This window comes from Streptomyces sp. NPDC111744, from assembly GCF_055634995.1.
This window is the reverse complement of record NZ_JBVKCG010000017.1, coordinates 69,087-83,346: the sequence shown is the minus strand read 5'-3', so window position 1 is coordinate 83,346 and position 14,260 is coordinate 69,087. Positions and strand designations below refer to the sequence as shown.

The following is a 14,260-nucleotide window of genomic DNA, read 5'->3' as shown; positions in this document are numbered from 1 at the left end:
CGTCCGGGCTTCCCCTCCGAAACGGCCGTCCCCACTGCCCAGAACACTACGCCGAGCCACTGACAACGCCCCGTGGATAAGAGACGTCAGGCGACCCTCGCCCGTTCCGTCCCGGTGAGAATCGCCGCCACCGTCTGTTCCACGGTCAACGCCGAGGTGTCCAGCCACAGACCCAACGTCTCGGTGCGCAGCCGTAGTTCCGCGTCAAGGTCGGCGATCGTCCACGCGGGTCCGTACCCGGTCTTCGACCGCCCTGCCTCCCGCTCCGCCACCGCCTCGGGGCCGGGGGCGAGGACGACGACGTAGAGCGGGCGGGTGCGGATCCGCTGGACGTACGACGTCAACTCCGGGCCCAGCAGCACGTCCTGCACGATCGCCGTGAAGCCGGCCGCCGCATAGGCGTCCGCCGTCGCCGCCGACAGGTGGTAGCGGAGGTGGAGTTGGGCCGTCGCCTCGGCGGAGGCCCCGGGGGTGTACTCCTCCCGGCCGGAGACGATCATCCGGCGGAAGACGTCGCCGCGGACGTGCGCCGCCCGCGGCAGCCGCTCGGCGAGCGCCTGGGCGACCGTCGACTTGCCCGAGGCCATCACCCCGGCGATCACGACGACCCCGGACAGGCTCACTGACCGGTGACCACGGCCGCCTGCGGACGGATCGGGAGCCGGTTGACCGGGCGGCCGGTCGCCGCGCGGACGGCGGAGGCGATGGCCGCCGGGGACGTCACGACGGGTACCGCACTGACCGACTTGGCGCCGAAGGGCGCGACCACGTCCCGTTCCTCGACGAGCTTGACGATCCGGATGTCCGGTGCGTCGAGGGCGGTCGGGAGGGCGTAGCCGGTGAGGTCGGGATGGCGGATCAGCCCGCGCGGGGTGCGCAGGTTCTCCGTGAGCGCGATGCCGAGGCCCTGAGTGACACCGGCCTCGATACGCGCGTTGAGCTGCGCCGGGTTGAGGATCCGGCCCACGTCCTGGGCGACGGCCAGCTCCACGACCCGTACCGAGCCGAGTTCGATGTCGACGTCCACCACCGCGCGGATCGCGCAGAAGGCGAGGCCGACGAAGGCGTCGCCCTGGCCTTCCGCGTTCAGCGGCTCGGTCGGGTGCGGGCGGCACTGGGCGGTGGCCCACAGCTCCTTGCCGTCCATCGCCTCGGTGACGGTGGTCGACAGGACGCCGTCGTACGACGTGATCTTGCCGTCGGTGATCTGGAGCAGCTCGGTGGACATGCCGAACTTGTGGGCGAGGGGCTGGAGGAGCTGCGTGCGGACCATCTTGGCCGCGCGTTCGACGGCTCCGCCGGAGACCCAGGTGTGGCGGCCGCGGCAGCCGGGGCCGGCCGGCGGCTGGTCGGTGTCGACGGGCGCCACGTGGACCTCGTCGATGCCGAGCGTGTCCTGGACGATCTGGCGGGCCAGCGTGGTGAAGCCCTGGCCGGTCTCGACGGCCGCGCAGAGCACGGTGGCGATGCCGTCATGGACCTTGACGGTGGCCGTCGAGACCTCGTCGGCGCCCTCGGCGCCGAGCATGTGGACCATGCCGAGGCCGTAGCCGACACCCCGGCGCACCGCACCCGGCTCGCCCGCGCCCTCGGGGCCGCCGGGCAGCAGCCACTCCTCCTCGGGGGTGTCCTTGGGGAGCGCGGGAAGCGGGAAGTCCCGTACCGCCTGGAGCAGCTCGGCGACGGGGGCCGGGCAGGTCACCGTCTGGCCGATGGGCAGGACGTCGCCGGTCGCGAGGGCGTTGCGCAGGCGGATCTCGGCGGGGTCGAGGCCGAGTTTCTTCGCCAGCTTGTCCATCTGCGCCTCGTAGGCGGCGCACACCTGCATGGCGCCCTCGCCGCGCACATGGCCGGAGGGCGGGTTGTTGGTGCGGACGGCCCAGCCCTCGATGAAGGCGTTCGGGACGACGTACGGGCCGCAGGCGAAGGAGACCGCCGCGGCCAGGGACTCGGCGGAGGTGTCGGCGTAGGCGCCCGCGTCGAGCAGGACCTGCGCCTCGACCTTGACCAGCTTGCCGTCGGCGTCGGCGTGGTGCCGGTAGCGGAGCAGGGTGGGGTGGCGGTGGGCGTGCCCGAGGAAGGACTCCTCGCGCGTGGCGGTGAGTTTGACCGGGCAGCCGGTCTTCAGGGCGAGCAGGCCGAGCGGCAGCTGGAAGCCCTGGTCCTCGCGGTCGGCGGTCGCGCCCGGCACGCCGGTGACGACGATCTTCACCTGTTCGAGCGACAGGCCGTAGCAGGCGGCGGCCGTGTTGCGGTCGGTGTGCGGGTCGGTGGAGGCCAGGTACAGCTCGACCCCGCCGTCGGGGCGGGGCACGGCGAGTCCGGCCTCGGCGCCGATGGGGGCCGGGTCGGCGCGGCCGATGCGGTACTGGCCCTCGACGACGATCTCGCCGGCCGCGTCCGGGTCGCCGTGGTGCAGCGGGATGTGCCGGATCAGGTTGCCGTCGGGGTGCAGCGGCTCGGCCTCGAAGGCCTGCTCGGGGTCGATGACCGGGTCGAGCACCTCGTACTCGACGATGACTGCGGCGGCGGCCATGCGGGCCGTGTCGGGATGGTCGGCGGCTACGGCGGCGATGGGCTCGCCGTGGTGCCGTACGACCTCCGAGGCGAACACCGGCCGGTCCGGGGTGCCCCGGCCGTGGCGCGGGGTGCCGGGCACGTCCTCGTGGGTGACGACGGCCCGTACGCCGGGCATCTCGCGCGCGTGGCTGGTGTCGATCGACACGATGCGCGCGTGCGGGTGCGGGGAGCGCAGTACGGCCGCCCAGAGGAGGCCTTCGGCCCACAGGTCGGCCGCGTACGGGAAAGTGCCCTCGGTCTTCGCGCCCGCGTCGGCCGCCGGCAGCGACACGCCGAGACCGTGCGGCAGCGGCTCGGGGGCGGAAACGGCGGTCTCCGCGGCGGTGGTCGTGGTGACGGTCTCGTTGGTCACGCCTGGCCTCCGTCCGAGCCGTAGGGCTGGTCGCCGTAGCTCTGAGTCTGGTCGCCGAACGTCTGGTCACCGCCGTACGCCTGGTCGTACGACTGCTCGCGCTGGGCGTCGTACGCCGACTGCTCGCGCTGGGCGGGGGACGCGAAGGTGCCCGGGGAGTCGAACGCCGACGCGTTGACGCCGCCGGCACCCGGTCCCGCCTGATGCGGAATACGGGCCTCGTCGCTGTCCGTCTCAGCGTCGGCGGCGGCGTGTGCCTCGCGTTCGGCGACGACCTCCTGGACGGCGTCCAGGACGCCCCGGTAGCCCGAGCAGCGGCAGAGGTTGCCGCACAGGGCCTGGCGGGTCTCCATCTCGGTCGGGGCCGGGTTGCCTTCCAGCAGGTCGTGGACGGTCATGGCCATGCCCGGGACGCAGAAGCCGCACTGGACCGCTCCGCTGAGGGCGAGCGCGCGTTGGACGTCGGAGGGGCGGCCGTCCTGGGCGAGGCCCTCGACCGTGCGGACCTCGCTGCCGGCCGCGGTGACCGCGGGGACCAGGCAGGAGGCGACGAGGCGGCCGTCGACCTGGACGTTGCAGGCGCCGCATTCGCCCTGGGAGCAGCCGTCCTTGGCGCCGGCGAGGCCCAGGCGCTCGCGGAGGACGTAGAGGAGGGACTCGCCGATCCAGGCGTCGGTGACGGGGCGGTCGGTGCCGTTGACGCGGAGGACGTAGGAGGCGAGGGGGTGGTCGTCGATCGCCTCGGCTTCGCCTTCGGCGTGTTCTTGGCCGTCCGCACCGTCCGCATCGTCCGCATCGTCCGCACCCGCACCGTCCGTGCGGCCTTCGTCGTCGGGTGCGGGCGGCCCCTGCGGGAGCGCATCGCCGTCGGCGGCCTGCGGGTCAGGGGCGGAGTGCGGGTCGAAGCGGCCGTCGGGGTGGTGAGTGGGCGCGCCATGCGGTTCGTGGGCTTCGCCGACTTCAGCCGGGCTGCCGACGGCCGCGGCGGCGTCGCCCGCCAGGGCCGCATTTCCGACTGCGGCCTCGTTCCCGACGGCGGCCGGACCGGCGACGACCGCCGACTGGTCGGTTTCGGACGGCTGGTCGGCCGCGCGCGTCCGGCCGAGTGCTCGCCGTGCGCCAGTCTCAGGCGACTCGCCGACTGCGTGCCATGCGCCGGTGTCGGGCGACTCGCCGACTGCGCGGCGTGCGGCGGCGTCAGGCGACTCGCCGAGCGCGCGCAGTTCACCCGCATCGCCCGGTTCGCCCGCTTCGCCCGCGGCGATCGCGCCGACGCCAGGTGCCGCGCCGGCGGCCTCGGCGGTGAGGCCGGGGGCCGGAGTGTCGCCACGGCCCGCCGGGGCGCCTGTGGGGGCCCCAGGGGCCTCCGTGGGGTGTTCCCAGGCATGGACCTGGGTCGCCCAGGGTGCGGATGCGCCGCCCGGCAGGGTCGTCGGCGGCGTGCCGCCCCACTGCTCCATGAGCGCGGATGTGGTGAACTCGCCCGATTCGTCCGGAACATCACCGCTCGCGACCGGGATGGACCACTGCCCCGTCACATCGTGACCGGGCGCGGGCGGCGGCTCCTCGTACGTCCACTGCTGGGTCGTGGCGGGGTTGTACGTGAACCGGTCGTCGACCGGCCGCTCCTGGGGGACCGCGTTCGGGTCGGGCCACTGGGCGCCGCCGGCCGGCGCGCCCCAGGTCTCGGTGCCGGGGGCGACCGCTATCTGCGGCGGCACATAACCGTGCCCGGGCGCGGCCAGGGGGCTGTCGCCGGACAGCAGGGCGTCGATGCCGCCCTCGGGGAGTTTCACGAAGGCGGTCGCGCCGTCGTCGTAGTCGCCCTGGGGCAGCGGGTCCCAGCGGCCGCCGCCACCCGAGGGCGCGCCCTCTCCGTGCTGTTCGTCGGTCATGACAGCGCCCTCCCCAGTGCTCGTCGGGCCAGCGCGGCGACGGTGCGCCGCAGGTGCAGTACGGCAGGCGGAAGCTGGGGCACCGAGCCGTCCGGCTCGGGTGCCGGATCGGGGATGCAGGCGGCCGCGACGTACTCGCCGAAGGCGTGCAGCGCCTCCGGAACGAGCGCCCGGTCGTTGTCCCAGTCGATCAGGCGGGCCACCCACTGCTCGGCCTCCAGCGGCCGCAGCGGCATCGGCGCTATGGCTCCGACGGCGCACCTGACTCCGCGCCGGGCGGGGTCGAGGACGAGCGCCACGGAGGCCACCGAGCGGCCGGGTCCGGTGCGGCCCGTGGCCTTCAGGAAGACCTGCGGGGCGTGCAGCAGGGGCACGCGCACGAAGCCGATCAGCTCGCCCCCGCGCAGCATCTCCACGCCGGCCAGCAGGTGCGACACCGGGATCTCCCGGCGGGATCCGCCCGGCCCCGCGATGATCAGCGTCGCCTCCAGGGCGGCGAGCACCGGCAGCGCGTCGCCGGTGGGCGCGGCCGTGGCGATGTTGCCGCCCAGGGTGCCCGCGTTGCGGATGTGCGGCGGACCGGCGGCCCGCGCGGCGGCGGCGAGCGCCGGGATCAGGGCCGCGAAGTCGGGTCGGCCCATGCGCGCGTGCGTGAGTCCGGCGCCGAGCAGTGCGTTGCCGTCCTGGTACTGCCAGCCGCGGATCTCGCTGATCCGGCCGAGGCCGACCAGGGCGGCGGGCCGGAGCTGCCCGGAGTTGACGGCGGCCATCAGGTCGGTACCGCCCGCCACGGGGACCGCGGCGGGCATGGCGGTCAGTGCCGCCACGGCTTCGTTCAGCGTCGTGGGCAGCGTGACGGACTGCGCCGCCTGCGGTGCGTGCGTGGTCAAAACCGGCTGCCCCTTCCCGCTGCCCCCACCTGGTCCCACCTGTGTGGCCCGTACGGTACGTGCTCACAGGGCGGACGTGGCAACTCTGGCACATCTTCGCAAGCCTCGAACGCACGGGTCCGCTAGGAGGCATTCGCCCACCTCACCGGTGACTTGATCCGTTTTCGTACGCCGTCACCAGTGCGTGCCGATTGACACTCTTCGGTGACTCTTGGGGTCTTTTTCCATTCTGCGTTCGGAGCGAGAGGGATACCGGGGAGGGCTAGCGGTTCGGGGGCGGGCCGTCGATCGGGCGGCCCGGCACCCCCGGGCGCCGCTGCCACGGCAGCGGGCCGCCAGGCGGCCGGTAGGCCACGCCCAGGGCGTCCAGTCGCCGGTAATGGACGGCCATACGGCGCTCGAAGTCGGCGAAGTCCCGTTCCACCGGGGCCGGCAGAGCGCTCCAGGCGACCTCCGCGAAGGCGGCGAGCCGGGGGAAGGTCTGGTAGTCCACGCGCGCGTGGTCCTCCATCACCTCGGTCCAGACGTTGGCCTGGGTGCCCAGCACATGGGACGCCGCGGACGCGTCAAGGCCCGTTGGAACGGGCTCGAACCGGTACACGTCCTCCAGGGTGCGGACGAACCCGATCGGCACGGGCTCGTCGACGCCGGCGGACTGCCGGTGGTCCAGGTACACGTGCTGCTCGGGGCACATGACGACGTCGTGCCCGGCCCGCGCGGCCGCGATCCCGCCGCCGTAGCCGCGCCACGACGACACGGCCGCGCCCTCGGCGAGCCCGCCCTCCAGGATCTCGTCCCAGCCGATCAGCCTGCGCCCGCGCACGGAAAGCCACTTGGCGAAGTGGCCGATGAACCACGACTGCAACGCGTCCTCGTCGGCGAGCCCGAGTTCCCTCATCCGCGTCTGCGCGGCCGGCGAGGCCCGCCACTGGTCCTTGGGGCATTCGTCGCCGCCGACGTGAATGAACTCCGACGGGAACAGCTCCAGCACTTCCTCGAACACCCCCTCGTAGAAGCGCAGGGTGTTGTCAGAGGGGGCGAGTACGTTCGGAGAGATCCCCCAGGAGTCCCGGACGGACAGGAGCGTGGTGTCGATGGCGTCGGTGTTGCCGAGTTCCGGATACGCGGCGATGGCGGCCTGCGAGTGGCCGGGCACGTCGATTTCGGGGACGACCGTGATATGCCGCGCGGCCGCGTAGGCGACGATCTCCCGGATGTCGTCCTGGGTGTAGTAGCCGCCGTGCGGCTTCTCCTCCCACAGCGGTGAGGCCCGGTGGCCGAATTTCGTGCGGGGCCGCCAGGAGCCGACCTCGGTGAGCCGGGGGTACCGCTCGATCTGGATGCGCCAGCCCTGGTCGTCCGTCAGATGGAAGTGGAAGACGTTGAGTTTGTGCGCCGCCATGAGATCCAGGTAGCGCAGGACGCCTTCCTTGGGCATGAAGTGCCGGGCGACGTCGAGCATGAGGCCGCGCCAGCGGAATCGGGGGGCGTCCTCGATCACGAGGTGCGGCACGGCCCAGGCGCGGTCGAGCGGGGCCCGGCGGAACACGTCGGGGCCCAGGAGTTGGCGCAGTGTCTGGGCGCCCCAGAAGACACCGGCCGCGCCGCCGCCCTCCACGAGGACGCCGGTCGGACCGCTGACGAGGCGGTACTCCTCGGGCGCCAGGTGGGGGTCGAGCAAGAGCCCGACGCCGTCGCCGTCGGTGTCGTCGGGCTCCCGTCCCTCGTGCAACGGCAGCCCGGTGGCCTGTTGGAGGACGGTGCGCAGCCAGGTGCCGACGCCCTCCGTCCCAGGGCCGGAGTAGAGCCGGGAGTGAGCGGTCAGCCGCACCTCGCCGGAACCGGCGACCACGCTGCGGGGCTCGGGAATCAGTTCGGTCACGTCAGTCCTTAACCGCTCCGCCCAGTCCGGAGACCAGCCGTCGCTGTACGAGTACGAAGAACACCAGCACCGGAATCGTCATCACCGTGGACGCCGCCATGACCCCGCCCCAGTCCGGGTCGTCCGGCTTGAAGAACACCAGGAGCGCCATCGGCAGCGTGGACTGCGAAGTGTCGCTGATGATGAAGGACTTGGCGAAGAGGAAGTCGTTCCAGGCGGAGATGAAGGAAAACACGCTCGTGGCCACCAGACCCGGCAGGACGAGCGGGAAAAGGATCTGCCAGAGAAAGCGCGTGCGGCTCGCCCCGTCGATGTAGGCGGCCTCCTCCAGCGCCTCCGGCACCCCTTTCACGAACCCCCGAAGCATCCAGATCGCGAAGGGCAGCGAGAAGGCGATGTGGGGCAGGATCAGCGAGCCCAGCGTGTTCAGCAGACCGAGGTCCCGCATCTGGAAGAACAAGGGGATGGTGAGGGCCTCCACGGGCACCATCTGAGCCACCAGAAACATGATCAACAGGGTGGTCCGGAAGCGGAAGCGGAATCGTGTCACGGCGGTCGCGGCGAGAAAGGCGATCAGCGCCGAGACGATGACCACACTGCCCGCGACGACAAGACTGTTGACGAAGTAACGGCCGAATTCCTGTTGCCCGAAGACCCGTCGGAAGGAGTCCGTAGAGGGCGACAGAGTCCATGGCCTGGGCCGGTCGGACTCGATCTCACCGGCCGGTTTGAAGGCGCCGAGCACCATCCAGTACAGCGGAAAGGCGACCACGGCGGCGATCGCCAGCGCCGCCGCCTCGGCAGTCGGCCGCCCCGGCCGCAGGACCGACTTGCGCACAAGATTCACGACGGTCACAGCTCCTCCCCCTGCCGGCGCAGCAGCCGCAGATAGCCGAGGGTCACGGCGAGCAGGATCAGCAGGGTGACGACACCGACGGCGGCGCCGAGCCCGTACTGCGAGGAGGCGAAGGCCTGCTGGTAGGCGTACACGTTGAGCACCAGGTTCTGTCCGGCGATCCCGCCCCCGCCGGTCATCACGTAGATCTGCGTGAAGACCTTGAAGTCCCAGATCACCGACTGGATGGTGACGACCGTCAGGACCGGCCGCAGCATCGGCGCCAGCACGGACCGCCAGATCCGCCACTGCGAGGCCCCGTCCAGCGCGGCGGCCTCCAGCACCTCGGACGGTACGGCGCGGATCCCTGCGTACACGGTGACCATGACGAACGGGAAGGAGCACCAGACCACTTCGAGCAGGACGAGGAGGAAGGCGCTGTAACGCCCGTACGTCCAGGAGTGGTCACCGAGCCCCAGGACACGGTTGACGGGCCCGAAGTCCGGGTCGAAGAGGAACAGCCAGACGGTCGACCCGGTGACGGCCGGGGTCGCCCAGGCCCCGAGCGCGGCCAGCATCAACGCCGTCCGCGGCACCGCACGCACCCGCGTGAGCAACACGGCGAGCGCACATCCGACGGCGAGCGTCGACACGACACAGGCGGCGGCGAAGAGGACGGTGGCGAGGAGGACGGTCCAGAACTGGTTGTCGCCGAACACATCCGCGTAGTTCCCAAGGCCCACGAAGGCGGTCGGTTCGCCGCCGCTGACCTGGGCCTGGGTGTAGCGGAAGACGGAGATCAGCCCGAGTTGCCAGATGGGGTAGAGAAGCAACCCTCCGAGGATCACAAGAGCAGGCGCGAGATACAGCCAAGGGCTCCACCCAGCGCCCCGCAGGGGGCCCCTGGAACTGCGCGAACGGCCCCCACGCACCCGCCCCCGCGCACGCACCGCAACCCCCGACCCATCGGGCGTCACCCCGCAGCCCCGAACGCCGCGTCCATCTTCTTCGCCGCCTCCCCCGAAGCCGCCGCCACGCTCTTCTTACCGCTGATGACCTCCTGGAACATCGTCGGCAGCACCAGCGACGAGTCGATCTGCGACCACCCCGCCGACGCCGGCACGAACTTCGTCCCGGCCGCCAGGGTGGCCACGAACGGCTTCACGAACGGCTCCTTCGCGGCCGCCTGGTCACGGACGTCCGTGAACGTCGGCAGGAACCCCATCGCGTCGAACATCGCGGCCTGAGTCTTCTTGGAGGTCAGCTCCTCCATCAGCTCGACGGCCAGGGTGCGATGGGTCGTGCTCTTCAGCACCCCGATGTTGTTCCCGCCGGCGAAGGCCGGCGCGACGGATCCGGCCGTGACCCCCGGCAGCGGCACCACCGCGTACTTGCCCTTGACCGCGCCCGCCTCCACCGCCGCATGGCTGAAGTCACCCCCGATCGCCATGCCCGCCTTGCCCGCGGCGAACGCGGTGACCGTGTCGTTGCCGCCGAAGCCCGCGCACTTGGCGGCCGGGCAGTTGTCGTCGCCGAAGAGTGACGTGTACTCCTTGATGCCCTTCTGGGCGGCCGCGCCGCCGATCGCGGAGGTGTACGAGCCGCCCTTGGCGGTGGCGAGTTCGCCGCCGTTGGCCCAGATGAAGGGCATCGCGCCATAGGTGTAGGCGCCGCCGACGACCAGGCCGTACAGGCCGGGCTCGGCCTTGCGGACGGCGCGGGCCGTGGACGCCAGCTCCGCCAGCGTCGCCGGCGGCTTGAGGCCGAGGTCCTTGAAGACGTCCGTGCGGTAGTAGAGGGCGCGGACACCGACGTAGAAGGGGGCGCCGTAGACCTTGCCGCCGACGGTGACCGACTGGCGTGCGGTCGGGTCGGTGTCCTTGGCCGCGGGCCACGCGCCGAAGTCCCTGGTGACGTCGAGCAGCCCGCCGTCCCGTACGTAACCGGCGGTGTCGGTGTTGCCGTACTCCATCACGTCAGGAGCCGAATCCGGGTCGTTGAACGCGGCCTTGACCCGCTGCGCGCGCGTGTCGACCGGGATGTACTCCACGTCGACCTTGGTGCCGGTGTGCGCCTTCTCGAAGTCGGCGACGACCGAGTCGACGACCTTCTGCTTGGGGTCGTTGCCGACCTCCTGGAAGAGCCACACCCGCAGGGTGCCGCTCTTGTCGTCCTTGTCGGAGGCGGAGTTGGAGGAGGTCTGCGGGGCGCAGGCGGCCAGGAACAGGGCGACGACGAGGAATGCGGGGACGGGGAGCTTCATGGAGTGACCCTCCGGAGCGCGCTGAAGCGTAAGCGTTCGAGACACTGCAAACACCGCATCCGTTGCAACATGTGCAACGGCGGTTTCGCTCTGCACAACACCAGAGGGTAGGGAAAACATGAACATGCCGACAAGAGGTCTCGACCACTCTGTGACCGGGGGACGCACCCCGTGCAACGCACGGATACGACAAAGGCCCCGGAGCACGCCAAAGCGTGCCCGGGGCCCGGCAAGACCTGGGGGTGTTACTTGTCCTTGCCGCCCTCGCCGTCGCCGCCGCTGCCCATGGACTCGTAGATCTCCTTGCACATGGGACACACGGGGTACTTCTTCGGGTCACGGCCCGGCACCCACACCTTGCCGCACAGCGCCACGACGGGGGTCCCGTCGAGGGCGCTCGCCATGATCTTGTCCTTCTGGACGTAGTGGGCGAAGCGCTCGTGGTCGCCGTCGCCGTGGGACACCTGTGGCGTCGGCTCTACGAGGGTCCCCGTACCAGTCCCGCGCTCGGGCTCAAGAGTGCTCATAAGGCCCAAGGGTACTGAAGCGCCCGGACAACGGTGGGGAGAAGGGCCACCGTCGCTGCCACCGTCAGTTGAGCGAGGGATCGTCCGGGTAGGTGGCCACCATGGCCAGCTCGTTGCGCTGGCGGCGGAGCACCTCGCGCCAGAGTCTCTCGGGGGACGGTGAGGAGACGTCGCCGGGCTCTGACTCGACGACGTACCAGGCGCCCTCGACCAGTTCGTCCTCCAGTTGGCCGGGGCCCCAGCCGGCGTAACCGGCGAAGATCCGCAGGGAGCCGAGGGCCGAGGCGAGCAGCTCCGGCGGGGCCTCCAGGTCGACCAGGCCGATCGCGCCGTGCACCCGGCGCCAGCCGAGCGGGGCCCGGTCGCCGTTGGCACCGCCCGGGATGACCGCGACGCCGAGCGCGGAGTCCAGCGACACCGGCCCGCCCTGGAAGACGACCCCGGGCTCGCCGGCGAGAGAGGCCCAGCCCTCCAGGATGTCCCGGACGTCCACCGGGGTGGGACGGTTGAGGACGACACCGAGGGAGCCCTCCTCGTCGTGGTCGAGAAGGAGCACCACCGCGCGGTCGAAGTTCGGGTCCGCCAGGGCGGGCGTGGCCACGAGCAGCCGCCCTGTGAGCGAGGACACCTCGGTCATGCCTGACATGATCCCGCATCTTCCCTTCGCGTGGGGAGCCAATCAGGGTGTGTGAGTGAATGCAGCTCAGGGCGGAAGGGAGCGACCCCGGCGCACGGTGACGGGCGGTGACCCCATGTGCCGGACGAGGAACCGTTCGTGTTGTGACACAGCTATGACACAGCTGGGCGGTACTTGGGCTTACGGCGGGGAGCCGATAGGCGATTACTCTGTCTTCCCGGCCCTGCCCCACTCCACGGAACGCGAGATTCATGACCGTCAACGACGATGTCCTGCTTGTCCACGGCGGCACCCCGCTGGAGGGCGAGATCCGTGTCCGCGGTGCGAAGAACCTCGTACCGAAGGCCATGGTCGCCGCCCTGCTGGGCAGTGCGCCGAGTCGGCTGCGCAACGTTCCGGACATCCGTGACGTGCGTGTCGTACGCGGCCTGCTCCAGCTGCACGGGGTGACGGTCCGTCCGGGTGAGGAGCCCGGCGAGCTGGTGCTGGATCCGACGTACGTGGAGAGCGCGAACGTCGCTGACATCGATGCCCACGCGGGCTCCAGCCGTATCCCGATCCTGTTCTGCGGTCCGCTGCTGCACCGGCTCGGGCACGCCTTCATCCCGGGCCTGGGCGGCTGTGACATCGGCGGCCGCCCCATCGACTTCCACTTCGACGTGCTGCGGCAGTTCGGCGCGAGCATCGAGAAGCGCGCGGACGGCCAGTACCTGGAGGCGCCGAAGGGGCTGCGCGGTACGAAGATCCGGCTGCCGTACCCGTCGGTCGGCGCGACCGAGCAGGTGCTGCTGACGGCCGTACTCGCCGAGGGCGTCACGGAGTTGTCCAACGCGGCCGTCGAGCCGGAGATCGAGGACCTCATCTGCGTGCTGCAGAAGATGGGCGCGATCATCGCGATGGACACCGACCGGACCATCCGCATCACCGGCGTGGACCAGCTCGGCGGCTACACCCACGCGGCCCTCCCGGACCGTCTGGAGGCCGCGTCCTGGGCGTCGGCCGCGCTGGCGACCGAGGGCGACATCTACGTCCGGGGCGCCCAGCAGCGCTCGATGATGACGTTCCTGAACACCTACCGCAAGGTGGGCGGCGCCTTCGAGATCGACGACCAGGGCATCCGCTTCTGGCACCCGGGCGGCCAGCTGAAGTCGATCGCGCTGGAGACGGACGTGCACCCCGGCTTCCAGACCGACTGGCAGCAGCCGCTCGTCGTGGCCCTCACCCAGGCCACAGGTCTGTCGATTGTGCACGAGACGGTGTACGAGTCGCGGCTCGGCTTCACCTCCGCGCTGAACCAGATGGGTGCGCACATCCAGCTCTACCGCGAGTGCCTGGGCGGCTCGGCCTGCCGCTTCGGCCAGCGCAACTTCCTGCACTCCGCGGTCGTCTCCGGGCCGACCAAGCTCCAGGGCGCCGACCTGGTCATCCCCGACCTGCGCGGCGGCTTCTCGTACCTGATCGCCGCCCTGGCGGCCCAGGGCACGTCCAGGGTCCACGGCATCGACCTCATCAACCGCGGCTACGAGAACTTCATGGAGAAGCTCGTGGAACTGGGCGCGAAGGTAGAGCTGCCGGGGAAAGCCCTCGGCTGACCACGAACCCCCGACCCCGGCCAAGGACAGCACCCCCCGGCCGGGGGAACCAGGGGCCAGCCCCCAGGCAGACACCGCATGCAGACGCCCGCGAAACCGGGCGCAAAAGCGAAGCCGCCGGGAAAAGCGCTCGGCTCACCACGAACCCCCGACCCCGGCCAAGGACAGCGCCCCCGGCCGGGGGAACCAGGGGCCAGCCCCCAGGCAGACACCGCATGCAGACACCCGTGGAACCCGGCGCAACAGTGGAGCCGCCGGGAAAGCACTCGGCCGACCACGAACTCCAGACCCCCGCCGACGGCAGCGCCCCCCGGCGGGGAAGCCAGGGACCAGCCCCCGGGTAGACACAGCGCGGAGACGCACGTGGAGTGAGCTGGGCGCGAAGGTGGAGCTGCCGGGGAAACGGTCCGGTAGTTCTCGGAGAGTTTCGCTGTACGACGATGGGGCGGCCCCTGGTGGAGGGGCCGCCCCATCGTCTTGTTACATGCCGTACGCCGTCCCGTGGCCTACGGACGGCAAGGTCACTTGCCCTTCGCGGCTTCCTTCAGCTTCGAGCCCGCGGAGACCTTCACGCTGAAGCCGGCGGGGATGTTGATCGGCTCGCCGGTCTGCGGGTTGCGCGCGGTGCGAGCGGCACGGTGGGTGCGCTCGAAGGTCAGGAAGCCGGGGATGGTGACCTTCTCGTCGCCCTTGGAGACGATGTCGCCGACGACGTCGGCAAACGCGGCCAGCACGGCGTCGGCGTCCTTGCGAGTCACCTCGGCACGGTCGGCCAGCGCGGCCACCAGCTCACTGCGGTTCATGTTG

The 14,260-nt window shown here is 71.3% G+C and carries 12 protein-coding genes; 1 reads left to right on the top strand and 11 read right to left on the bottom strand.

All coding sequences use genetic code 11. From position 1 onward, the window contains the following. Window positions 1-86 precede the first annotated feature (86 nt). The 10 genes from ACZ7OO_RS31260 to ACZ7OO_RS31215 all read right to left on the bottom strand — a co-directional run bounded on the left by ACZ7OO_RS31260 (window position 87) and on the right by ACZ7OO_RS31215 (window position 11,861). A complete protein-coding gene (locus ACZ7OO_RS31260; protein WP_471510056.1) occupies window positions 87-617 on the bottom strand; it encodes an AAA family ATPase in 531 nt (176 codons plus the stop codon). A 2-nt stretch (window positions 618-619) separates the two neighbouring features. Further along, window positions 620-2,932 (bottom strand): xanthine dehydrogenase family protein molybdopterin-binding subunit, encoded by a 2,313-nt coding sequence (locus tag ACZ7OO_RS31255; RefSeq protein ID WP_471509877.1) that lies wholly within the window; start codon window positions 2,930-2,932, stop codon window positions 620-622. Next, on the bottom strand, window positions 2,929-4,827 hold the full coding sequence (locus tag ACZ7OO_RS31250; protein ID WP_471509875.1) for a (2Fe-2S)-binding protein: 1,899 nt from the start codon (window positions 4,825-4,827) through the stop codon (window positions 2,929-2,931). The genes ACZ7OO_RS31255 and ACZ7OO_RS31250 overlap by 4 nt, the downstream gene beginning before the upstream one ends. Next, a complete protein-coding gene (locus ACZ7OO_RS31245) occupies window positions 4,824-5,717 on the bottom strand; it encodes an FAD binding domain-containing protein (protein ID WP_352220886.1) in 894 nt (297 codons plus the stop codon). Before ACZ7OO_RS31245 ends, ACZ7OO_RS31250 begins: the two co-directional genes overlap by 4 nt. Before the next feature lie 262 nt (window positions 5,718-5,979). Continuing rightward, window positions 5,980-7,599, bottom strand: a complete 1,620-nt coding sequence (locus tag ACZ7OO_RS31240) for a beta-N-acetylhexosaminidase (protein ID WP_471509873.1) — start codon at window positions 7,597-7,599, stop codon at window positions 5,980-5,982. A gap of 1 nt (window position 7,600) precedes the next feature. Further along, entirely contained in the window at window positions 7,601-8,446 is an 846-nt protein-coding gene (locus tag ACZ7OO_RS31235; protein ID WP_471509871.1) for a carbohydrate ABC transporter permease, read from the bottom strand. 5 nt (window positions 8,447-8,451) lie between these two features. Next, on the bottom strand, window positions 8,452-9,366 hold the full coding sequence (locus tag ACZ7OO_RS31230; RefSeq protein ID WP_471510054.1) for a carbohydrate ABC transporter permease: 915 nt from the start codon (window positions 9,364-9,366) through the stop codon (window positions 8,452-8,454). Between the two features lie 41 nt (window positions 9,367-9,407). Further along, window positions 9,408-10,697, bottom strand: coding sequence for an extracellular solute-binding protein (locus ACZ7OO_RS31225; protein WP_471509869.1), 1,290 nt, complete (start codon window positions 10,695-10,697; stop codon window positions 9,408-9,410). A gap of 245 nt (window positions 10,698-10,942) precedes the next feature. Next, window positions 10,943-11,224, bottom strand: a complete 282-nt coding sequence (locus ACZ7OO_RS31220) for a DUF3039 domain-containing protein (protein WP_351746829.1) — start codon at window positions 11,222-11,224, stop codon at window positions 10,943-10,945. A gap of 64 nt (window positions 11,225-11,288) precedes the next feature. After that, window positions 11,289-11,861 carry a YqgE/AlgH family protein gene (locus ACZ7OO_RS31215; protein WP_358922323.1) on the bottom strand — a complete coding sequence of 191 codons (573 nt, stop codon included), beginning with the start codon at window positions 11,859-11,861 and terminating at the stop codon, window positions 11,289-11,291. A gap of 251 nt (window positions 11,862-12,112) precedes the next feature. Here ACZ7OO_RS31215 and murA point away from each other — a divergent pair, with 251 nt between their 5' ends. Next, the gene (gene murA, locus ACZ7OO_RS31210; protein WP_352220881.1) at window positions 12,113-13,453 is read left to right on the top strand and encodes a UDP-N-acetylglucosamine 1-carboxyvinyltransferase; all 1,341 of its coding nucleotides are present in this window, start codon (window positions 12,113-12,115) and stop codon (window positions 13,451-13,453) included. A 521-nt stretch (window positions 13,454-13,974) separates the two neighbouring features. Here murA and ACZ7OO_RS31205 read toward each other — a convergent pair. Beyond that, the gene (locus tag ACZ7OO_RS31205; RefSeq protein WP_217784782.1) at window positions 13,975-14,256 is read right to left on the bottom strand and encodes an HU family DNA-binding protein; all 282 of its coding nucleotides are present in this window, start codon (window positions 14,254-14,256) and stop codon (window positions 13,975-13,977) included. Window positions 14,257-14,260: the final 4 nt, after the last annotated feature.